We start from the raw sequence: 22788 nt of genomic DNA, 5'->3' as shown, positions 1-22788 counted from the left end.
TTACTTTTTTTGTTATTTGTTTTTATCCACTCTCCAATGCTAATTCTAAGCAATCCTTCTCCCAAGTTACTGACTGAGATTGAAAAACAGCCTGTGTCGATACTCACTAATAATGCCTATGATGTTTTCTCTCTGCTATCTGGTGCAAAAAATGTTGATAAGGTCGCATTGACGAGGGCACTTCAACAAGCGTTCAACAGTAAAAAAGTCTCTTGTAAGCAACTTAAAGCAGGGCGATTAAGTGTGACTATCTTATGCCCGAAAATTTGTGATGAAACGGAATTTAATAGGCTATTTTCTGAAGTTCTTAAAACACATATAGGTGAAAGTGAGTTTGGTGCCTGTTTGTACCGAGAGCCGTGTCAGCAGTTAAATGTGTACCAGTTAGCAGAGCTTGCTTTAGCAATTGCAAAAACCAAGCAAAAAAGCAAATCTCATGTATTAAAACTCAATCAAACCAACTTAGCTTTACTGCAATATTCACTGCCTGAAATGATTAACGATATTCTTAATCGGCAATTTTTGCTGTTATTCGAGCCTGTTTTTAGTGTGCATGGCGAGGCCTTGCTGTTTCACCAAGTGGGGATCACTATTCGTCATCAAAAAATAGGGTTATGTGATGCTAAACAATTCCTGCTTGGCTGTTTAGACAATGATAAACTGTTATCTTTAGATGAGCATTTGCTAAAGCAATTAATTAAAACTTTGTCACAAGATAGCAGTAATGATCCTGTGTTACTTAGTATTGATGCGGCTTCTTGGCAAAGCGCTATAGCTATCGACATCTTGATATCTATGGTGGAAACTGCTGGTTTTAATCAAATTATTCGTTTTTCGATAGATGAGGGAGTGTTAGTTAACGCGTATAATGGCATTGCTCATCAGGTTGCTAAGGTAAGAGAGCGTGGTATCAGTGTGGTTGCTGAGCGCTGTCACGGGACATTACTGAGTACGAAAAATAACTTATCATTTTTATCCGGTGTTTATATTGATGAAGAAATTTTTCAATTACCTTTGGTACAGCAAAGAGCGTTGATGAATTCATTTAACAATTTTGCAAAACAACAGCATTTGCAGTTATATGCTGCAGGTATCGAGTTGGCAAATCAGCTGACATTATTGATTGAATACCAATTTGTGGGCGCCAGTGGTAGCTTTTTTCAGCAAGGTGAACACAATATTGCGTTAGGGCTTAATTGATTTTTAATAATAACCGTACCTTAAATAAGTTTTCGATACTTTAATCCGATAAGCCCCTGCAATCCACCGGTATGAATGGCCATAATTTTACTGCCAGCAGCAAAGTGCCCTTGCTGTATTAAATCAAAGAGGGTGAAAAAAAGTTTACCTGTGTAAATGGGCTCAAGGGGGAGTTGGTGTCGTAAACTTTGACAAAACAGCCAGATCTCCTCATTAAACTTACCGTATCCACCGTGATGAAAATTGGTTAGTAATTGCCAGTTTTTTTGTCGCTGCGCTTTAGGGCTAAGCTGCATTATCGATTCATTTAAGTAGTCAGCTTGTTTGAGCACTGCAACCCCTCGTATTTTGGTGTTTTCAGGTAAACCTTCAATCAACCCCGCTAAGGTCCCTCCGCTACCTGTAGCGCACCATACCTCATCTACCTCAGGTAAACTTTGCGCCAATTCAATCATGCCTTTTAAAGCAAGTCGATTACTACCACCTTCGGGAATAATTAGGCACTTTGGCTTGCTTTGTTGCAATTCAGCCAGATAATCGGGGTCATAACGCTTTTTGTAAGTTAGCCGATTAATAGGGGTTAATTTTACGCCACACGCTGCTGCGAATTTTAAACATGGGTTATTGGTATCAAGCTCTGGACCGCGCACTATCACTTTGGTGTCAAAGTTAAATAAGCGAGATGCGCCAGCAAGTGCATATAGGTGGTTTGAAAATGCGCCAGAAAAACTTATCAATTGGTTAATGTTGTTTTGCTTTGCATAGATAAGATTATGTTTAAGCTTTCGCCATTTATTGCCGCTTATAAGAGGGTGAGTTAAATCATCGCGCTTAACAAATAAACTGATATTATTTTCAACTAATACAGGGTGGATAATTTTTTGAACGGGTGTTTCATCAATATTTAGTTTTAAATCAATGCTCAAAGGATGAAACTCCTTGCTTAGGTTGGTTTGCTTGCTACACTAAGAATATTAGCGCGTAAGACAGTTAACATATTAAATAATAACAAATATGAAAAGTTTATTGGCACGGATCCCTTGGATTAATAGTAAAAATAGAGGTTCACATTTAGCTGGTTTGTACATTGCAAATGACAAAGTAGTGGCTGTAATTTTACATTATGTTGATAATGCTTGGGAAATTAAAGAGAGTGTTGTTGAAGCGTTCCAACATGAAAGCGAAAAGTTACCAGCATTTTCAAGTGTTGTTTCAAAACTACCTGTTGAAAGTATGTTATGTGTTTTGCTGCCTGAAAATGCTTATCAGTGGGTACAAATTGAAAAACCAAACCTGCCTGAACAAGACATAATTAGTTCACTACCTTGGACGGTCAAAGACATGGTGAGTCTAGAGCCTTCAGATATTATCGCGGATTATTATGATGCATCACTAAAACAAGGAGCGCTAAATAAAATCAATGTCGTGGTGACAAGTCGTACACTATTTCAACCTTTGTTAAACATCATTCATGATAGCAATGTGTTACTTGATAGCGTCACTACTCCGGAAATGATTTTGTGTGACATGGTTATAAAAGATGATGGTTCGCATATGTTAGTCTCGCAACAATTTGGTAACGAACCTAGTTTGCACATTATTCGTAATGGTGAATTGCTACTTTCACGAAAATTACGAGGCTTAATTGCACTAGCGCAGCAACCTCTTGCTCAATTAAAGTTGGGGTTGCTTGATGTCTTTGGCTTAGAATTGCAACGTTCTTTAGATTACTTTGAGAGTCAATTAAAGCAGCCACCTATCAAAAGCTTACAATTAGCTATTCCTAATTTAGAATTGCATGGTATGGCACAAGAGTTAAGTCAATTCTTTCCAGCTCGAGTGATGCCATTTGAGTCAAGCTTGACGTTATGTCAGCAACAAAGCGTTGAAATGCAATTTGCCATAGCCGCCGCACTTTCCTTAGATGCGCGAGGTGAATATGAAAACGCGCATTAATTTATACCTAGAAGAATTAAAACCTAAACGTGAATTCTTAACGCTGGCCAATGTTGTTATCTGTTGGGGAGGGTTGATTGCGGTGCTAGCAGTGACAATTGGTATATTTACTAATTTAAATCAAGCCAGCAAAGAGAAAGTAAAGACCCTGCAATTGCAGGTCGAGCAATATAAGACAGAACTTACGCAAGCACAGCAAGCTCTAGAGCGAAAACAAGATAAATCACCATTGATACGACGCATAGAAAAAAAGAAAAGTGAACTTTTGGAAAAGCAACGTTTGTTAGATTTTATGCTAACTAAAACGGCACAAGCAAAGTTTGATTACGCGCAAGTGATGACAGATTTAGCAAGAAACACGCACCGAGAAGTTTGGCTTAAAGAGTTTCGATTTATTGGTGAGGAGATCACATTGGTTGGTGCTGCAACTCATGGTTCTGCAATACCTGAATGGCTGAATGGTTTAAAAAATACTGATTACTTTAGTGAAAAATCATTTTCATTACTGCAATTTGAAAAACAAGAAAATGGGGTTGAGTTTCAAGTAGCTACTAAATTTGTTGACTCGGGAGTGCGATAATGAAAGAAAGCTGGCAACAGTGGTCTGTAAAGTTCAGTGCAATGGCGCAACGCGAAAAGTTAATGATATTGATTGTGGGATTATTTGTACTTGGTTACTTAAGTATTTGGTTTGTTCTTTCCCCATTACAAGCGAGTTACAGCAATAATAAAACTCGTATTATTAATTTAACTCGTCAAGAATCAAATACGCACCAGCAACTAGCAATGATAAATGATGCGTTAATGCGTGATTACACTGCTGATCTAATTGTTCAAGAGAAAGCTATTGATGAGCAAGCCACATTAATAAATCACAATTTAGCAAAATTTAGTTTAAGTTATATTTCGCCTGAAAATATGGCGTCAGTTCTGCAAAAATTATTGCGTAAACACAAAGAGCTTACTTTGTCCCAATTTAAAATTAATCCTGTAAAGCCGATTTATGTGCAGGTTAATCCTGCAAATGATGGTTTAGCTGAAGAGCAGGCTGAAAAGCAGAAAATTGCTTTTTATCAACATACAATGCAGGTACAGATTGAAGGTAGCTACTTTTCTTTACTCAGTTATTTAAAACAAATTAAACAAATTGAAGAAAAAATTTTTATACAAGAGTTTGATTACCGCGTAGATGAATATCCTATGGGTAAATTAACATTAACTATTGCTACTGTAAGTGCGAATGATAAATTTATTGCGTTATAACATTGTTTTAATGGGGCTTGTTTTGAGCTGTGCAACATCAGCGCAAAACTTGCAAGACCCTACGAGGCCAAAAATTGCGATTGAAAGTAAAGTCGCACATTCAAATAGTGAAACAGCAAAACAACAACTGACATTACAGTCTGTTTTTATTAAAGAGTCTGGTTATCTCGCTGTTGTTTCAGGTGAAATGGTAAAATTAGGTAGTTTAGTTCAAGGTTATAGAGTGAAAAAAATAACGCCAAATTCGATAACGCTTGAACAAGGGCAAGTGACAAAAATTTTGAGACTTTATCAGCATGAAATTAAACAATAATCTATTAAAAAGTTGGCTGGCAGTTTCAGCATTGATGCTCTCCGGTTGTGAGTTAACTTCAGAGCCAAGCTTAAAACCGCATATTCAACAAGAATTAAATGCTGAGGTTAATGCACCAACAGCAAACCAGCCTGTAGAACAAGCTGCTTTACCTGAAGGTTTTGAACAAGAGTTATTGTCATCAGTTGGCACTAACCTCTCACTGCCAAAAGAATTCGAAATGACGCGTTTTGATGTAAATGCAAACAAAGTGTCGGTAAATGAATTTTTTGTTGGTTTAGTCTCTGACACGCCTTACAGCGTTGCACTTCATCCAGAAGTATCTGGTGAAATTTCATTAACGCTGAAAGATGTCACCATGGATGAAGTGACCAAAATTGTATCTCGCTTATACGGTATTGATGTGTTCCGAGAAGGTAAAGTTGTGCAAGTATTACCTGCAAAAATGCGAACAGAATCAATACCAGTTAATTACCTGATGATGAAACGAACTGGTCTCTCTACAGTGAGTGTTGTTGCTGGAGGCGTTAGTCAATTTGATCAAGGTGGGGGCTCGGGGAGTGGCGGTTCAGGTGGTAATAACCTTGGCAACAACCAAAATATGGGCGGCAACAATTCTTTTGGCGGCGGCTCAAATATGCAAATTAATGGTGCAAGCATTCAAACCAGTAGTGAAACGGATTTTTGGAAAGATTTAAAAGTTGCGCTGGAATCATTAATTGGTGTAGGCAATGGGCGCTTCATTATTGTCAGCCCACAAGCTAGCTTAGTTACTGTAAATGCACTGCCTAGCGAGATTGCATCTCTGAAAGAGTTTTTGAAAGCCAGCGAAGAGAGTTTACAGCGACAAGTGATCCTTGAGGCTAGAATCATTGAAGTGACGTTGAACGATGAATATCAACAAGGCGTTAATTGGAGTGAAGTACTTGGCCACATTGGCAGCACAGATTTAACTTTTTCAACTTCGGCTGCAGGTCAAATTGGTAATACATTAACGTCTCAACTTGGTGGTATTACTAATTTAGTATTTAAAAATGCGGACTTTAGCGGTGTTATCAGCTTACTTGAAACACAAGGTGATGTGCAGATGTTATCTAACCCGCGCGTTACCGCGACTAACAACCAAAAAGCGGTGATAAAGGTAGGTGAAGATGAGTATTTTGTTACGGAGGTATCAAGTACTACTGTCACTGGTAATGCGACAACAACTTCGCCTGAAATTGAGCTAACGCCTTTCTTTTCAGGTATTGCATTAGATGTCACACCGCAAATTGATGAGTTTGGTTCGGTTATTTTGCATGTTCATCCATCTGTTACTGAAACTGAAGAGCAAAATAAGGTTGTAACCCTTAACAATCAAGACTATGTGCTGCCTCTGGCGCAAAGTAATATTCGTGAATCGGATACTGTGATTCGTGCAGGTAGTGGCGAAATTGTAATTATCGGTGGTTTAATGCAAACCTTAACCACCGACCAAGAATCAAAAACACCATTATTGGGCGATATGCCAGTACTTGGTAATTTATTTAAAAGTGTACGCCGCGTGCAAAGCAAAAAAGAGTTGGTTATTTTAATTCGTCCAACCGTTGTAATGGCTGATACTTGGCAGCAACAACAGCAGCGCAGTCTAAAATTACTGAACTCATGGTATGGTAAATAATGTATTTGTCACACTTTGGCTTAACTGAATTACCGTTTTCGTTAACACCGAATACGCAGTTTTATTGTGCCCTTGCACCGCATAATGAAGCCATGGAAGTGTTGATTACCGCTCTGAATATGGGGGAGGGCTTTATCAAAGTGACCGGCGAAGTGGGTACCGGTAAAACCTTGCTGTGTCGTAAGTTGCTTAACAGTTTTGATGAATCAACTATTGTTGCCTACATTGCGAATTCGTATTTAAGTCCAGATGAATTGCGTTACGCGATTGCAAATGAATTGCAAATTGATATTACAAATGACCTTGATCAGCAATCACTGAGTCAGAAAATCCAAGATAAATTGCTGGAACTTAATCGTAATGGTAAGCGCGTTGTACTGATTATTGATGAAGCGCAATGTTTAAGCTGGGATGCATTGGAAGCGGTAAGGTTGTTGACTAATCTAGAAACCGAAACACGCAAGCTGGTACAAGTAGTATTGTTTGGTCAGCCTGAACTGGATGTAAGATTGGCAAATCAAAAAGTACGCCAGTTAAGGCAGCGTATAAGTTTTTCATATGCTCTTCGGCCGATGACTAACGCCGAGGTCGTCTATTATATTCGTCATCGATTAGAAGTTGCTGGTGCTGAACAGACTTCCGCAATATTTTCGAATAAAGTGTGTCTGCTGATAGCTAAGGCCAGTCGCGGAATTCCTCGCCTAGTGAATTTACTGAGCCATAAGGTGCTTATTCAAGGGTATGGTGAAGGTACTTTAAAAGCAAAGATATCCTATGTTTATAACGCAGCTCAAGATACTGAAGACTGTCAGCTATCTCGATCAAGTATTTTGCCTGCTTACTTAGCTTTGCTTTTAATCATAGGTGCTACTGTGTGGTTGATTGTTAAGGAACAACTATGAGTGTATTAAATAAAACGCTCAAAGGGTTAGAGCAGCGCCAATCAAAAGTGAATATATTAACAGAGCAAGAGCAAACCGTTACTGTTGCACCAGTTCTAGATTTATCAGAAAAGATCCACAAGTTGATCCTTCCACTTTTGGTATTTATTGCATTTTGTTTAATTAGTTATGTCATTTATAAAAAAAGTATTTTTCAACAGTATGTTACTGATGCTGATGTGTTTTCAGAAAAGATTGTTACAGTGAGGAAAGTAAGCAATGATAGTAGTAATCAGTCACTTCAGCATCTGCAACAAGAATCCCAACTTTTACCTAAAAAAGCTGAAGATGAAGTGGTTAGTCAGATTGTGCACACTCATGATGCGCATTATGACAAAAACACCACAGAGGCAGTCCAGCCACAAGCTGAAGATGAATCGATTTTTTTTAAAGTCGAAAATGAAGCGCCTAGGAATGAAGTGGTTAAGCAGCAAGAAAAAAAAATCGTAACTGAGCCTTCTGAACACTCCATGAAACAGATTACCCAACTGAGTGCTGAACAGAAAGCGAAAGAGTATTTTCAGGCGGGGAAAAAAGCATTCAGATTTGGTTTGGTTAGTGAGGCGGTTGTTGAATTGCAGAACTGTATTACCATCTTGCCAGAGCATATTGCATGTCGTAGTTTACTCGCAGCAGCTTACTATGGTCGAAAAGAGACAGTGAAAGCCAGTGACATATTAGAGCAAGGTTTGAATTTAGAGCCAAGCAGTATGGAGTGGCGAATATTATTAGCGAAGATCTATGCTGATAATAAACAGTACCAAGAAGTACTGAGTGTGTTATCACAGCAATTTGAAAGTCAGGGAGATAATGATTTTTGGATTCTTAAAGGCTTGGCTGCCCAGCAACTTTCTCAGCATGCAGTGGCATTACGCAGTTTTAAAAAGTTAACTTTAGCAGAACCCCAGCAGGGAAAATGGTGGTTGGCAATGGGCCGTTCAGCAGAACATTTAAAGCATTGGCAAAATGCAATGCAGTATTACACAACGGCTACACAAGTCGGCAATTTATCACCAGCGTCACAACGTTATGCTGTTGAGCGATTACTGTTTATTAGAGGTCGGTTAAATGCGTCCTAGATTAAAAATGCGATTAGGTGATTTGTTGGTACATGAACATATCATCTCAGAACAACAACTTAACGATGCATTGCAGGCGCAAAAAGCTACCGGCCGCAAGCTAGGGGCAACCTTAATTGAGCAAGGGGTCATTGAAGAAACGCAGTTGCTGCGTTTTTTGGCGCAACAGCTCAATGTAGCTTTTGTTAACTTAGATAATGAAACTATCGACCCGAGTGTAGTTAAGTTAATTCCTGAAGTGTATGCTCGCCGCTTTCGTGCATTGGCATTAGCTGATTTAGGTGAATCGATTCAAATTGCGATGAGTGATCCTGCTGATCTTTCTAGCCTTGATCAGTTAGCGCCAATTGTCGCTCCTAAACAAATTGAAATTGTTGTAGCGCAAGAGCAGCAAATACTCAATGCATTTGATTCGTTATATCGTCGTACACAAGATATTGAAAGCTTTGCATCACAGCTGCAAGAAGAATATCAAGAAACTGAAGAGTTTGACCTCAATGCCCTTGATGAAAATACATCTGATGCAACCGTTGTAAAATTACTGCAGTCAATTTTTGAAGATGCTGTGCAAATGCGTGCCTCGGATATTCATATTGAACCCGATGAAGGTATTTTACGTATACGCCAACGTATCGATGGTATTTTGCATGAAAATACCCTTGATCAAGTAGCGATTTCAGCTGCGTTAGTATTACGTCTTAAGTTGATGTCTGGCCTCGATATATCTGAAAAACGTTTGCCACAAGATGGTCGTTTTAATATCACGATTAAAGGCCATAACATAGATGTGCGTGTTTCAACCATGCCTGTGCAGCATGGTGAATCAGTGGTGATGCGTCTATTGGATCAATCAGCAGGACTATTAACCTTAGATGAAACTGGGATGCCAGCAAAAGTGCTAAATAAAATGCGCACCGCGCTAAAGCGTCCGCATGGTATGATTTTAGTCACAGGGCCAACTGGTTCAGGTAAAACTACCACACTTTATGGCGCATTAAGTGAGCTAAATAAATCCAGTAAAAAAATTATTACTGTTGAAGATCCTGTGGAATATCGTTTGCCACGAATTAACCAAGTACAAGTTAATACTAAAATAGGGTTAGATTTTGCGTCGGTGCTGCGTACAACACTTCGTCAAGACCCCGATATTTTGATGGTCGGTGAAATGCGTGATCAAGAAACGGTAGAAATAGGTTTACGTGGGGCGTTAACAGGCCACTTAGTGCTTTCAACTCTTCATACCAATGACGCTATTACCAGTGCAATGCGTTTAATTGACATGGGCGCACCTAGCTATTTAGTTGCCAGTTCGCTGCGTGCCATTTTGGCGCAGCGACTAGTGAGAAGAGTGTGTGATAAATGCGCAGAAAACTATATCCCTGACACGCAAGAGCTTGCGTGGATAAATCATATTAGTTCACGCTATGGTGGTGCCGAGTTTAAGCTTGGGCGAGGGTGTAATAGTTGTAATCAAACTGGGTATCGCGGTCGAATAGGTGTATTTGAATTGCTCGAAATGAATGAAGCTATGATGGATGCTTTGCGTTTAGCAGATACTCAAGCATTTTCTGAAGCAGCTAAGGCAAATCCCGAATTCGAACCACTTGCAGTGATGGCTCTGGAATATGCATCTCTAGGAATTATATCTCTTGAAGAAGTATTCAGAGTGGCTGAAAGCTTGCCTGAGTTAGTGGGATAGCGCTATGCCATTTTTTGCCTTTCAAGCCAAAGATAAAGAGGGAAATCCTGTTGCAGGAGAGCTTGAAGCGCAAGATGATAATGCTGTGGCTGATATACTATTTCGACGCGGTTTAATCCCACTTTCAATTAAACTAAGCAAAAGTGATAAAGACAGTGCAAAGTCAGCTGTAATTACATTTTTACAGCCGAAAGTAACGCTGGATGAATTGATTATATTTTCTCGCCAAATGTACTCCTTAATGAAAGCGGGTATTCCGATTATTCGCGCTATTATTGGTTTAGCAGAAACAACTACCCACCCAGTTTTTCGGGAAACTCTGTTAGACGTGGCAAAACAGCTAGAGCAAGGGCGAAATTTATCAGCAGCGTTTGCCAGTCATAAAAAAGTATTTAACCGTTTAATGATTTCTATTGTAGTGGTAGGTGAAAGCACAGGTAAGTTAGAAGATGCTTTTTTGCAATTAGCAACGTATTTTGAGCAGGAGCATGAAACGCGTAAACGTATCAAGGCTGCGATGCGTTATCCTACTTTTGTGATTATTGCATTGGCGGTAGCCATGTTTATTTTGAATATTTTTGTGATTCCTACCTTTGCTGAAATGTTTGCCAAATTTAATGCTGAGTTGCCTCTAATGACGCGCATCTTAATTGGTACATCAAACTTTTTCGTCTCCTATTGGCATTATTTAATTCTTGCAATCATTGCAATTGTACTTGGAGTAAGAAGTTACCTTAAAACACTCTCTGGCAGGCAAAAATGGGACAGACTAAAATTGAAAATTCCAATTGTTGGTGGAATTATCGAGCGCTCGTTACTTGCGAGATACAGTCGTTCTTTTGCCATGATTTTACGTGCGGGTGTGCCCATGACAACAGGACTCTCATTGGTTGCTGAAGCGATTGATAATGCCTTTATGGAAGAAAAGGTGATTGAAATGCGTCGGAGTATTGAGAAAGGGGAAAGCTTATTGCGTGCCTCAAAGCACAGTGAGTTGTTTACTCAGCTGGTATTACAAATGGTTGCTGTAGGTGAAGAAACTGGACGTGTTGAAGAGCTTTTGCAAGAAGCGGCTGAATTTTATGAACGCGAAGTGGATTTTGATTTAAAAAGCTTAACAGCCAAAATAGAGCCGATATTAATCAGTATTGTTGCAGGCATGGTACTTATACTTGCGCTCGGTATTTTTACTCCGATGTGGGATATGATGTCCGCAATTAAAGGGCGTTAAGCGTGACGGAGGCTAACGAAACCAGTGCAGGATTGTTTCGCTTTCTGATCATTATGATTGTTTTTAGCTTACTTTATTGGGTGTTGGCAGGGAAAATGCTTACTATATACAGTGATGTAGAAAAAGTAGCGGCACAAAAATCAAAAGATGACTTTATGACGAGTGTGTATCATATTCGTCATCAATGGATGCGAAATAAACAGAATGAGTTATTGATTCAATTAGTTGGACAATCTGAACTCACTAGCGTAGGAGAATTAAAGGCGTTGGTTAATGAAAATGGGTTTGTGATTAAAGTGATTTCTTCGCCAGACTCACAGTGTGAAGGATTGTTTGAAAATCTTCAGTCAATTGCACTTTCAGAGATTCAGAGTGTCGAAATATTGGAACGTGGGCAAGTTATTGGCTGTGAATATACTAAAAATTCAAAAATATTATTTAAGTACCTGTTCTTAAATGGCATAGTGAGTAATAGTTAGTAGCAAGAACAGTACTTTGGGTACTATTTGGTCATTGAGGCAAAATATGAAGAAAAAGCTATCAAAACAGCAAGGGTTTACCTTAATCGAGTTGATTATTGTCGTAATCATATTAGGGCTATTAGCAGTGACAGCGTTACCTCGTTTTATTGATATTCAAGAGGAAGCTGAACGCTCAACCGTTGAAGGTGTCGCCGGCGGGTTAGCGTCAGCAGTTGGTCTAGTTAGAGCGCAATGGGAAGTGTTAGGACGCCCAGATAATAATACAGATACTAACTTTATTGCTTATGATACAACGCGAGTGGGTATTGATCCGGATGTCGGCTATCCAACATCCGGGGTTGATGCATCTGGAAATGATGTTGCTGGTACTACAGAAACAACGGCACTCAATGCAGCAAAATGCCAAGCGATTTTTAATTCTATTTTACAGAGTGCACCATCCAATACAACCTCTACAACAGCTACAATTGTTGAACAAAATACCTATTTAGTCAGGTTTGTTGATAATGGTGCGGCTGGAGGTGCGAGCGATACATGTCTATATTACCTTGTAAGTACACTTAGTTTAACCGCACTTCCAGGTAACGCATTAGATACCAACTTTCGTGGTATTGAATACACACCAGCTACTGGTCAAGTACTTGTATTTGGTAACTAATATTGGGCTTTTATGAGGTAATGAAAATGAACAAGCAAACAGGTTTTACATTAGTCGAATTAATCATAGTGATTGTGATTCTAGGTATTTTAGCAGTAACTGCTGCGCCTAAATTTTTAGATTTACAAGGCGATGCCAATGCGTCGACTATTCAAGGTGTTGCTGGTGCCATTGATAGTGGTTCCTCGATTGTTTATGGTAAAGCAGTAATTGCGGGTAAACAGAAAACGATTAAAACAGCCTCTCCAACACCACCAACTATCCCAAATGACGTAGGTCAAACGATAGCTTTAAATTATGGCTATCCAACAGCAGCGGTTGATGGCTTGCTACGCGCAATAGACATTAATGCGACTCTAGCAACAGCTTCGCCTTTAGGTGATTTTACTTATGTGATTCCTTCAACAGGTGTAATGTATATTTATGCCAATGGGACTACAGTGCCAACTGGTTCAAATGATTCGCTTATTTGTGCAGTAAAATATACTGAAGCTACGGCTACTGGAACTGCACCAAATGTTGTATATAATGCAGCGCAGACTACAGTGTTCACTAACGATTGTTAATGACCTTTTAAATGAAACAACAAGGTTTTAGTCTTGTCGAGCTAATTATAACCTTGGTAATTTTAGGCACCTTGGCTGTAACCGTGGTGCCTAAATTTTTTACAAATGAAAGCTTTGATAGTTACGAATTTCGCGATAGAAGCCTCACCATTTTGCGTACAATGCAATTACGTGCGATGCAAAATACAAGTAATAGCATGGCGCATAAGGTATGTATTAGCACAAGTCAAATAGCACCGGCAGTTACAAATAGTTGTACAAATCTTGCCCTTAATTTTGATTATCTTATTGTTAATATTCCAACAAACAGTACAGCAACCAGAATTAGAGCAACGGATTCAAATAATGTGCCTTTCAGTGAAATAGAGTTTGATGATTTTGGTAGACCAAACCTAAATTGCGTTGCAAATTGCAAAATCGACTTTGGCGATGCGGATATTTGTATTTCTGCACAAGGTGGTATTTATGCCTGTTAATAAGCTTCATGGTTTTACTTTAATTGAAGTAATTTTTGGCATTGTCCTGATGTCAATAGTACTTACCATTGTTACAGGATTACTTGCACCTCAGGCTAGACAAAGTGCTGACCCTATAATTCAAGTAAAAGCGAATGAGATAGGGCAGGCTATGATGAATGAGATTTTGGGACGATCCTTCGATGAAAACTCAAGGCGTAGCCCGCCTTTTATTCGATGTGGTGAAACGGGGTTTTCTGGGTGTACAACTCCTGCAAATTTAGGAGACGATGGTGAAACGCGTGCAGGATACGACGATGTAGATGATTTTATTGGCAATTATGCAACTGCTGATTTACAAAATAGTCTTGGCCAAAACCTTCAAAATGACTATCTAGGTTTTAGTTTGTCTGTCAATGTTGTTTATGATGATGATGTAAATGGTGTAGCGGATACAACAGGGAATTTTAACAGACTTAAGCTTGTTACCATTGAAGTAACAGCGCCAACGGGTGATGTGTATGGCTTTGCTGCTTACAAGGGTAATTACTAGTGGTACGCTTAGTTAATAACGGTTTCACCCTCGTCGAGTTAATCATCGTTATCGTATTGGTTGGCATCATAAGTATGAGCACGATGCAATTTATTAAATTTGGCGCTGAAATTTATGCAACCGGTACCGAGCGCGATGAAGTTGTCGCTCAAGCGCGTTTTGCCTTAGTTAGAATGAGTAAGGAACTACGTCAAACAACCCCTAACTCAATCCGAATAACAACAGGTAATGTCTCTGGTCAACCATTCCAATGTTTAGAGTATACGCCTTTTAAAGCAAGCAGTATTTATGTCAATAATCCGCCACTTGATACCAGTTCCGCAGGGGAATTGGTTGTCGTTTCGTTTGATAATGAGAAAATAGCAATTAAAAATGATCGTGTAACGCTATACCCACAAAGCCCAGATGATATTTATGATTTAAGCAATAACCGCGTTCGTCTGTTGGTTGCTGATCCTGTGGTGGCAGAGGCAAATAAAACGCAGCGCTGGTCATTCGATAATGGTTTTGCTGTGTCATCACCTACCCAGCGATTATTTGTACTTAACACCAGTCCTGTAAGCTTTTGTGTGGAAGGTGATAGTTTGTATTATTATCAAGGTTATGATTTTGAAGTGCTGCAACCGACGCCATCGTTATTACATGTCCTTGATGGCGTAAAAGGGCAGTTACTTTCAAAGTACATCACTAACCATTTGGTGTTTGGTTTTAATGATGCAAGCTTAACCCGAAATGCTATTGTTAATATAAGGCTTGAGATGGGATTTAATGACAGTGAAGGCATTGTATTTAATCACGAAGTACATATTCCAAATGTGCCATAGGTCGATGAATGACGCTACGATTTAAACAAAAAGGTAGTTTACTTATTACATCACTGTTTGTTGCAATTGTTCTGTTAGCACTTGGCTTAGCGCTAACACGGGTTATTGAGGGGGGAGCACAATCTAATGCTGTTGAATATTATGGCTCAAAAGCCTTTCTAACAGCTCAATCAGGAATTGAATGGAAGTTGCAAAGATTATTCCCTCTGGACGGGACAAAAGGTCCGTGTGATAACACGTTGCCTGCAAATCACTTTAATGCAACCAAATACATGGAAAATTGCCAATTTATTGAGTTGTCTTGCCGCTCCATAGATGACATTAATGATGCTAATGCAGGCTCATCTTCATCATTAGTGACGGTTTATCGAATTACCAGCACAGCAAGCTGCGACTCAGGTCAGTGGACTACACAGAGAAGTATCAATGTTGAAGCAAAAACACTTAATTAGTTATTTCTTTTTGATTGCTCTTCTACCAAGTTTAGCTTGGGCAAACTTGCCTGCTTGTCAAGATGTGTTTCCTTCAGCTTTAGGGGCTTTTAATAATACAGCTGTTTCGCTTGAAAGAAATACTGAGATTACAGGTCAGCTCGATAATTTAATTTATACAAACAATCTCTCCGCTCATAGGTCGGCAAGTTGCAATAATTTGACCTGTCAAACGGCTAATATTGAACCAACTCAAACATCTGCACCCGATACAACAGGGTGGAAAACCAGTATTCGACATGCTGAAAAACTTAGTGGTGATTATTATATAAATGGCTCGGTAAATTTGTATGGTAATAACTTTCCTCTAGCTGGACCGACTCGGATTTATGCAACGGGTTCGGTATCTGTTTATGGAGGATCTACCCGTCATAGTCCCGCTGATTTAATCATTTATGCCGAGGGTGCTTTAACCTTTAATAAACATATCAACGTTTATGGTTATTCAAATGGTTCTATTACCGTTGATAGAAACGTAAATATTAAAGGCTCTCTAGTTGCTGGTTATGGTATTGATGTGCTAAGAGGTTCTGAAATAGAATATGTGGCACCAACATCCCCTTCTTTAAACATCATTTGTAATGCCAATAATGCTCCTGTTATAGCAACCCCAGTTGCTGAGTTTCGTTTTGATGAATTTTCTTGGCTGAATGGGGTCAATAATCAAGTAATTGAATCACTCAATGGAGCACACGCCACTCCATTCAATCTGCAACCTAGTGAAGGTAAAATTTGTAATGCGGCCAATTTTGACGAGAACATTACTAATGCACGCATAGACCTAAATGAAAATCTAATTAGCGGTCGTGAATTTACGCTCTCAGCATGGATTAAAAGCAGTTTTACTGGTAGTCAAGTACTGATATCTGGAGCGCAGAATAACAATAATGCCAATGAACTCATATGGTGGCATCCAAGTAGTCAATTATTTGAACCTTGGATTAAACAAAACCCAGGATCACGTATCAGTATTAATAATTTTGCTGATAACCAATGGCGCCACTTTGTTTGGCGCCGAGATGGGGGAGCCTCATGCTTTTATGTCAATGGCCAGCAAGTTGGGTGTATTTCAGACCACAGTAATGGCTCTCTCAATATTGTGCGCCTAATGCTTGGACAAGAGCAAGACAGTTTGGGTGGTGGTTTTGATATTAATCAGCGCTTTAGAGGGCAGGTTGATGAATTATTGATATTTGATAAGGCTATTAGTGATGCACAAATTCAAACTATTTATCAGAATCAAGATCAAGGTTTAGGCTGGGATGGTGCGCAGCGAGACAATTACTGTGGTGCGAATGGTTGGTGGCAATTAGATAATAACTTCCTTGATGCTAACTTAGCCGATCCCCATCATTTAATGCCATCCGGAAATCCAACTTTCGGGATTAGCTCTCCAGGGCCTGCTAACACGATTGGCAATCAAAGTACCTGTAATTACGCTCAGTTCGATGGGACAAATTACGCTTCTGTAGATGATAGTGGCACTTTCAACTATCAAGAGCTTACTGTGAGTGCTTGGGTTTATCCCACAGAAAATAGAAGTGGTTTGCGCAGCTTAGTGTCTAAAGACGAGCATTTTGAGTTTCATTTAGATCAGAATAACCGACTCTTTTGGTGGTGGCAAAACGCTTCTCGTCAAGCTCGCTCATTCACCAGTTCTCGCACTATCCCGTTAAATCAATGGACACATGTAGCTGTTGTTTATAAGTCAGGCTTGCAACGTATGTATATCAATGGTGTGGCAGATGCGTCTCGAAGTTATACAGATGGTTTGGCGGATTCACCTTGTAAATTCTATATTGCGGTTGATGTGGGTACCAATACTTCAAGTCAGTGCGGTAGTGTGCGAACTGACCGTTATTTTAAAGGTAACTTAGATGAGGTTAGGATTTACTCTCGCGCTTTACTGCAATCAGAAATTCAAGCAGATATGAATACTGTACGTACCTGTGATAATTTACCAAGTGTAGATCACTACAGACTTACGTTAAATGATAATACAGGCTTAACCTGTGAAGCTGAAACGATGAAAATTGAAGCGTGTTCAGATGATAGTTGTAGTAGTTATTATCCAAATACCGCAACAGTTGCATTAGCAACAAGTGGCGGTGGTAGCCTGAGTTGGTCGCCAACAAACCCATTTACAGTCAATGGAAGTTTGAATATTAGTTTAAGCAACACCCAAGCTAGTACTGTATTTTATACCTTAAACAACGTTGCCTCTGACCCGAGTTCTACTTTAAGGTGCTTTATTGGGGGCAGTGAGGTGACACTTGCTAATTGTTATACCGAATTTGTCGATACCGGGTTTAAACTGAGTACAATAGCTGATCAAGTTTCAGGTATTCCCTATTCTGCAGAGTTGATTGCCGTTAGAAAAAATGACAATACTGGTGCCTGCGAAAGTGCCTTTAATGGTCCTCAAGTAGTTAATTTTACAAATAATTTTTTAAGGCCAAGCACGCCTTCAGCGATGACATTTAGCGTTAATGGTACCCCAGTTACGACAAATACCCCTGTAACAGTGAACTTTAATCCTGCAAATGATTACAAAGCAAGTTTAGCATTAGAGTATCTTGATGCAGGTGAAGTTAGTTTGTTTGTAATTGCAAACGCACCGAGTGGAGCTAGTTTGAGTGATACTTCAAATACTTATGTGGTTCGCCCTCAGCGCTTTAATATTGCTGTAACTGGTAACCCAAATGCAACAAATGCAAATGATGCGGTATTTAAAATGGCATCTGAGGATTTTACAATTAGTGTTGAAGCACATAATGCTAAAGGTGATATCACAACTAATTTTAATAGCACGGAGATCTCAGGCTCAGTTGCACTTTCTCATAACTTACAAGCACCTCTATCAGGGGTTGAAGGGGTATTATCGCCCAATGCTGTGCCTGCAAATGGCTTTGTATCAGGTGTCGCAACCCTCACTGACGCGAAATTTAATGAAGTGGGCATTATTGAACTGCTTGCTAACCTTGCAAGTAGTAATTACTTAAATCATAGCGATGGCGGCACTATTTCCGGTAATAAAACTAATGTAGGACGTTTTATTCCAGCACAGTTTTCAATGGTGGATCCATTCATTACTAGTGGCTGTGGTGATTTCACTTATTATGGTCAGCCCTTTAAAAATTTTAGATATGAAATTCATGCTCAAGATGCGCTTGGTAATGTACTTGCTAATTATCTATACAGCACAACAGCAGCAAATAATTATGCAAAAGCAACCATCGAGCACTTGATAGAAAATGATGATCCAGATGCATCAAAATACAAATCAGCACTTGAATTAAGCAGTCGATACAGTCTAACAGGTTCTTTAGTGCAATGGGATAAAGGTAAACTGATAGTAAACCAGAATGATGTAGTACTTAATCGTGATGTGATTGCATTGGCTACTGGGAGTTTACCAAGCTCTCCAATGAGTCATTTGCTGCCTTTAGTTCGCTTGATTGATCCAGATGGTAAAGCGTTAAATGAATTAAATCAGAATGCTAATGTTGCTGGTGGACTGACTACTAGCTTTGATAGCAAAAGCATTAGCGGCCCGTTTGAAATGCGTTTTGGTCGCTATGTTGTCAACGATAACTATGGTAACGAATTTGAACATTTGCAGATCCCCATGAAAATTGAATATTGGGATGGTAAAAATTTTATTCTTAATCGAAAAGATTCTTGCAGTGAATATTTAGAGACCAGGTTGGTTGTCGAAGATAATCAAGATACTGTCAATGCGCATAATGGCACCTTCACATATGGTACTTATTTAGAAGGGAGTTTGGGTATTCAACTTAAAGCACCTAATGTACCTCGGAGTTTTACTGTTGATTATAGCGCACCAGTAAGCTGGCTTCGTTTTGATTGGAATGGAGATAACGATTATAACGATGCTAATGATAATCCCAAAGGCGTTTTACAATTTGGCCGTTTTAGGGGAAATGATCGCGTCATTTATTGGCGAGAAAATTAACGTACTTTGGCTTTGCTTAGTTCACATTTTTGGTTGCAATTTTGTGCCTAAAATAGCTGAGGGTTACAAAGTTGAAATATTGTGAAGATGTAAAAAATACGTTTTTTATTGTTGCAACCCCATCAGAACAGCAAATCATTGAGGCTGGTTTCATTATTTAGTTGAAAATTTACCATAAAGGCAAGACAAAGCTTGTGTTTTGCATGACAAAAAAATAGCATAAAGCATTAGGGTAATTAGCCCTTACAATAAAAACGAAAACAAGAAATCCAAAAATCGGCCGTTTTGGGAATAATTATATGCGATTAGCACCTTTGTCATTAGTGATCTCGCTTAGCCTATTTACTTGGCAAGCATATGGACAAGACACTAATACAGTATCAAGCATTCAAGCTGAGATAGATGTAAAACAGTCTGAATTCAAAGAATTATCAAGTGTTTTAGATAAGCACTTAAAACAAGAAAAACAGTTGCAGGAGCAGTTGGAGTTGCTTCGTGCACGTTCAATTTCATTAGAAAAAGAGCGCAATCAATCATTAGATGCAATGAATGATTTGTACCGTCGTTTGATCGAAGATCCAACACTTGATATTAGCGCGGCGCAAACGCGTTATCAAAAAGCGATTGTTGATTTGAGTCAAAATAAAGACGATATTGATCTTCAACTAGTAGCAATCTCTTCGCATCGTAAAGATATTGAAGCGATTCGTGTTTCCAAGCATACCTTAGTCAACACATTAGAAAGCTTAAAACAACAAAAGAATACGGCACGAGTAGAGAGATTACGCAATGAATTTACTCGCGAAGGCACTGTTGAAGTAAATCACACGGTAAATTGCAAACGCACAGAAACCTTGGCTGCCTGTGAACAGCGCGGTCAGTCACAAGGTTTACAAAAAGCGACCAAACGCTTTATGGACCAGATTTTTGCTAATATTACCGAACAAAGAGTCGTCGAACCTAAACGCAATATGTCAGGTGCGCAGGTTCAAGTGCTTAGTAGTCATGTTGTAAGTAGTTCATTTAGTGGGCAAGGTAATTATAACACTAACTTGAGTGTGACGATGCGCGGTGAAGTAAATGCAAGCCGCCTATGTAATTTGCTTAATTTAGATAACAGCTTCTGCTCTGATTATGGCTCAGCTATCCCCAACGTTTATCAACCAGTAATGAGTGCCACTTACGATGAACCTGTTGTACGTTTTAAAGATAATAAAAGTACTCCATCATCGACAAACATGGTTACAAACCGTGATACTGTGGAAGTTAATACGCCAAAAAAAGAGCGCCTTTTTCAACTAATATTACGCTCTAACGTGCGTGATGATGAAGTTTTTATTAATGGTGTTAGCTATGGCTCAACGCGTTTAGACGTATCATTACCAGCCGGAAATTATGACGTTGAAATTCGCAAAGAGGGCTATCAGACTTATACTCGTCAAATTGATTTAAAGCGCTCACAAACAGTGCGTGCTAATTTGCGTAAAGAAATTGTTAGTAAAACAAACAGCCAGCCTCGTCAAATATCCTCAGCATTGCCACAAACATCATCAGTTTCAGCAATTAGCATGGCAAGCACAAGTGGTATGGTGGTGATCCCTGCTGGTGAATTCCAAATGGGTGACTTAACCGGAAATGGATTAGCTAACGAGCAACCGGTTGTTAAAAAAATCCTGAGTGACTCTTATGCAATGAATGAAAAAGAAGTCACAGTAGGTGAGTACAATGAGTTTGTGTCTGATACAAATTATCAAACTGAAGCTGAAAGTGGTCAAGGGTGTGCGTATTACTTAAATGGTGAACCAGTTTGGGAAGTGTCATTAAATTGGAAGAACCCGGGTTACGAACAAAAAGATAATTTTCCTGTTGTATGCTTAACTTATTCAGATGCAAAGGCTTATGCTGATTGGTTAAGTGGCAAAACAGGCAATTCATATCGCCTACCTACTGAAGTTGAATGGGAGTACGCAGCACGTGCCGGTACCAAAACAGATTACCCTTGGGGAAATGATATTGGAAACAACCAAGCAAACTGTGGTTGGTGTGGTAGTGAATGGTCAAACAATAGTCCTGCACCAGTAGGTTCATTTAGTGCGAACCGTTTTGGTGTATACGATACGGTTGGTAATGTATGGGAGTGGACGCAAAAGACTGCAGGTCGCTCAGACGTAGCTATTCGTGGTGGTGCATGGAACTTTGCGCCAACTCTAGCACGCGCTTCTACACGTTTAATCTTAGCGACGGATTTCCGCGCAAATTACATCGGTTTTCGTCTAGTGCGTGAGCGTTAGATTATTAGTATTTTAAATTCGAGCGTTTAGTTATTCAATAATAATAAAACTGAGCCTCATTCGTTACAAGGATACCCCAGTTCCATGTTTAAAAAATTACGTGGTCTTTTTTCTAACGATTTATCAATCGATCTCGGAACTGCCAATACTCTTATCTATGTAAAAGATCAGGGAATTGTTTTAAATGAGCCTTCGGTAGTGGCTATTCGTCACGATAAGCCTGGAGGCCCTAAAAGCGTAGCATCTGTTGGTCATGAAGCTAAACAGATGCTTGGTCGTACACCGGGTAACATCAAAGCAATCCGTCCAATGAAAGATGGTGTTATAGCAGACTTCTATGTGACCGAAAAAATGTTACAGCACTTCATTAAGCAAGTGCATAATAATAATTTTTTACGTCCAAGCCCGCGCGTTTTAGTGTGTGTACCTTGTGGCGCAACGCAAGTTGAAAAGCGTGCTATTCGTGAATCTGCAATGGGTGCGGGTGCACGAGAAGTGTACTTAATTGAAGAGCCAATGGCTGCTGCAATTGGTGCTGGGTTACCAGTGTCAGAAGCAACCGGTTCAATGGTTGTTGATATTGGTGGAGGTACAACGGAAGTTGCAATTATTTCGTTAAACGGCATTGTTTACTCATCATCAGTACGTATTGGTGGTGATAAATTTGATGAAGCAATTATCAACTATGTACGCCGCAATTTCGGTAGCTTAATTGGCGAAGCAACTGCAGAGCGAATTAAGCACGAAATTGGTTCAGCATTTAACGGTGATGAAGTGAAAGAAATTGAAGTTCGAGGTCGTAATCTTGCGGAAGGTGTACCGCGTTCATTCACGCTTAACTCAACTGAAATTCTAGAAGCGTTGCAAGAGCCGTTACAAGGTATTGTGAGTGCTGTTATGGTAGCGCTTGAACAATCGCCACCTGAGCTTGCATCAGATATATCTGCACACGGTATGGTGTTAACAGGCGGCGGTGCACTGTTAAAAGATTTAGATCGTCTGCTTATGGAAGAAACCGGTATTCCTGTAGTTGTTGCTGAAGATCCGCTTACGTGTGTGGCGCGTGGAGGCGGTAAAGCGCTTGAAATGATCGATATGCATGGCGGTGATGTGTTTAGCTACGACTAAATAGCTAACATGACAATTTTGA

General features: G+C 39.5%; 21 protein-coding genes. 20 read left to right on the top strand and 1 reads right to left on the bottom strand.

Features of this window, described 5'->3' with window-relative positions; genetic code table 11:
• Nucleotides 1-1200 (top strand): EAL domain-containing protein (locus tag ABYD77_RS05410; RefSeq protein ID WP_372767756.1); only part of this gene is annotated, 1200 nt, incomplete at its 5' end.
• A gap of 20 nt (nucleotides 1201-1220) precedes the next feature.
• Here ABYD77_RS05410 and ABYD77_RS05405 read toward each other — a convergent pair.
• Nucleotides 1221-2126 carry a 1-aminocyclopropane-1-carboxylate deaminase/D-cysteine desulfhydrase gene (locus ABYD77_RS05405; protein ID WP_372767755.1) on the bottom strand — a complete coding sequence of 302 codons (906 nt, stop codon included), beginning with the start codon at nucleotides 2124-2126 and terminating at the stop codon, nucleotides 1221-1223.
• 88 nt (nucleotides 2127-2214) lie between these two features.
• Here ABYD77_RS05405 and ABYD77_RS05400 point away from each other — a divergent pair, with 88 nt between their 5' ends.
• The 19 genes from ABYD77_RS05400 (at nucleotide 2215) to ABYD77_RS05310 (ending at nucleotide 22766) form a co-directional block, all read left to right on the top strand.
• Nucleotides 2215-3156 carry a hypothetical protein gene (locus ABYD77_RS05400; RefSeq protein ID WP_372767753.1) on the top strand — a complete coding sequence of 314 codons (942 nt, stop codon included), beginning with the start codon at nucleotides 2215-2217 and terminating at the stop codon, nucleotides 3154-3156.
• The gene (locus tag ABYD77_RS05395) at nucleotides 3140-3736 is read left to right on the top strand and encodes a PilN domain-containing protein (RefSeq protein WP_372767751.1); all 597 of its coding nucleotides are present in this window, start codon (nucleotides 3140-3142) and stop codon (nucleotides 3734-3736) included. The genes ABYD77_RS05400 and ABYD77_RS05395 overlap by 17 nt, the downstream gene beginning before the upstream one ends.
• Nucleotides 3736-4419, top strand: coding sequence for a hypothetical protein (locus ABYD77_RS05390; RefSeq protein ID WP_372767749.1), 684 nt, complete (start codon nucleotides 3736-3738; stop codon nucleotides 4417-4419). The genes ABYD77_RS05395 and ABYD77_RS05390 overlap by 1 nt, the downstream gene beginning before the upstream one ends.
• On the top strand, nucleotides 4397-4732 hold the full coding sequence (locus ABYD77_RS05385) for a hypothetical protein (RefSeq protein WP_372767747.1): 336 nt from the start codon (nucleotides 4397-4399) through the stop codon (nucleotides 4730-4732). The genes ABYD77_RS05390 and ABYD77_RS05385 overlap by 23 nt, the downstream gene beginning before the upstream one ends.
• The gene (gene mshL / locus ABYD77_RS05380; protein WP_372767746.1) at nucleotides 4716-6392 is read left to right on the top strand and encodes a pilus (MSHA type) biogenesis protein MshL; all 1677 of its coding nucleotides are present in this window, start codon (nucleotides 4716-4718) and stop codon (nucleotides 6390-6392) included. The genes ABYD77_RS05385 and mshL overlap by 17 nt, the downstream gene beginning before the upstream one ends.
• Nucleotides 6392-7294: an ExeA family protein gene (locus ABYD77_RS05375; RefSeq protein ID WP_372767744.1), complete on the top strand. Its 903-nt coding sequence runs from the start codon at nucleotides 6392-6394 to the stop codon at nucleotides 7292-7294. The genes mshL and ABYD77_RS05375 overlap by 1 nt, the downstream gene beginning before the upstream one ends.
• Complete coding sequence (locus ABYD77_RS05370; protein ID WP_372767742.1) at nucleotides 7291-8412, top strand: tetratricopeptide repeat protein; 1122 nt, start codon at nucleotides 7291-7293, stop codon at nucleotides 8410-8412. Before ABYD77_RS05375 ends, ABYD77_RS05370 begins: the two co-directional genes overlap by 4 nt.
• Nucleotides 8402-10111: a GspE/PulE family protein gene (locus ABYD77_RS05365; RefSeq protein ID WP_372767740.1), complete on the top strand. Its 1710-nt coding sequence runs from the start codon at nucleotides 8402-8404 to the stop codon at nucleotides 10109-10111. Before ABYD77_RS05370 ends, ABYD77_RS05365 begins: the two co-directional genes overlap by 11 nt.
• A gap of 4 nt (nucleotides 10112-10115) precedes the next feature.
• Nucleotides 10116-11342, top strand: a complete 1227-nt coding sequence (locus tag ABYD77_RS05360; protein ID WP_372767738.1) for a type II secretion system F family protein — start codon at nucleotides 10116-10118, stop codon at nucleotides 11340-11342.
• A 2-nt stretch (nucleotides 11343-11344) separates the two neighbouring features.
• Nucleotides 11345-11821: a hypothetical protein gene (locus tag ABYD77_RS05355; RefSeq protein ID WP_372767736.1), complete on the top strand. Its 477-nt coding sequence runs from the start codon at nucleotides 11345-11347 to the stop codon at nucleotides 11819-11821.
• Between the two features lie 46 nt (nucleotides 11822-11867).
• The gene (locus tag ABYD77_RS05350) at nucleotides 11868-12482 is read left to right on the top strand and encodes a prepilin-type N-terminal cleavage/methylation domain-containing protein (RefSeq protein WP_372767734.1); all 615 of its coding nucleotides are present in this window, start codon (nucleotides 11868-11870) and stop codon (nucleotides 12480-12482) included.
• Between the two features lie 26 nt (nucleotides 12483-12508).
• Nucleotides 12509-13048: a prepilin-type N-terminal cleavage/methylation domain-containing protein gene (locus ABYD77_RS05345; RefSeq protein WP_372767732.1), complete on the top strand. Its 540-nt coding sequence runs from the start codon at nucleotides 12509-12511 to the stop codon at nucleotides 13046-13048.
• A gap of 11 nt (nucleotides 13049-13059) precedes the next feature.
• Nucleotides 13060-13524, top strand: coding sequence for a type II secretion system protein (locus tag ABYD77_RS05340; RefSeq protein ID WP_372767730.1), 465 nt, complete (start codon nucleotides 13060-13062; stop codon nucleotides 13522-13524).
• The gene (locus ABYD77_RS05335) at nucleotides 13514-14056 is read left to right on the top strand and encodes a prepilin-type N-terminal cleavage/methylation domain-containing protein (RefSeq protein WP_372767728.1); all 543 of its coding nucleotides are present in this window, start codon (nucleotides 13514-13516) and stop codon (nucleotides 14054-14056) included. The genes ABYD77_RS05340 and ABYD77_RS05335 overlap by 11 nt, the downstream gene beginning before the upstream one ends.
• Complete coding sequence (locus ABYD77_RS05330; protein ID WP_372767726.1) at nucleotides 14056-14880, top strand: prepilin-type N-terminal cleavage/methylation domain-containing protein; 825 nt, start codon at nucleotides 14056-14058, stop codon at nucleotides 14878-14880. Before ABYD77_RS05335 ends, ABYD77_RS05330 begins: the two co-directional genes overlap by 1 nt.
• Nucleotides 14881-14888: 8 nt before the next feature.
• The gene (locus ABYD77_RS05325) at nucleotides 14889-15332 is read left to right on the top strand and encodes an agglutinin biogenesis protein MshP (RefSeq protein ID WP_372767724.1); all 444 of its coding nucleotides are present in this window, start codon (nucleotides 14889-14891) and stop codon (nucleotides 15330-15332) included.
• A complete protein-coding gene (locus tag ABYD77_RS05320; protein ID WP_372767722.1) occupies nucleotides 15307-19347 on the top strand; it encodes a DUF6701 domain-containing protein in 4041 nt (1346 codons plus the stop codon). Before ABYD77_RS05325 ends, ABYD77_RS05320 begins: the two co-directional genes overlap by 26 nt.
• A 299-nt stretch (nucleotides 19348-19646) precedes the next feature.
• Entirely contained in the window at nucleotides 19647-21638 is a 1992-nt protein-coding gene (locus ABYD77_RS05315; protein ID WP_372767720.1) for an SUMF1/EgtB/PvdO family nonheme iron enzyme, read from the top strand.
• Nucleotides 21639-21722: 84 nt separating this feature from the next.
• Nucleotides 21723-22766: a rod shape-determining protein gene (locus ABYD77_RS05310; RefSeq protein WP_038639386.1), complete on the top strand. Its 1044-nt coding sequence runs from the start codon at nucleotides 21723-21725 to the stop codon at nucleotides 22764-22766.
• The last annotated feature ends 22 nt before the right edge of the window (nucleotides 22767-22788 follow it).

It is taken from the genome of Pseudoalteromonas sp., assembly GCF_041629635.1.
Taxonomy (GTDB): domain Bacteria; phylum Pseudomonadota; class Gammaproteobacteria; order Enterobacterales; family Alteromonadaceae; genus Pseudoalteromonas.
The sequence above is the reverse complement of the archived record's forward strand: the minus strand, read 5'-3'. Positions and strand labels throughout refer to the sequence as shown.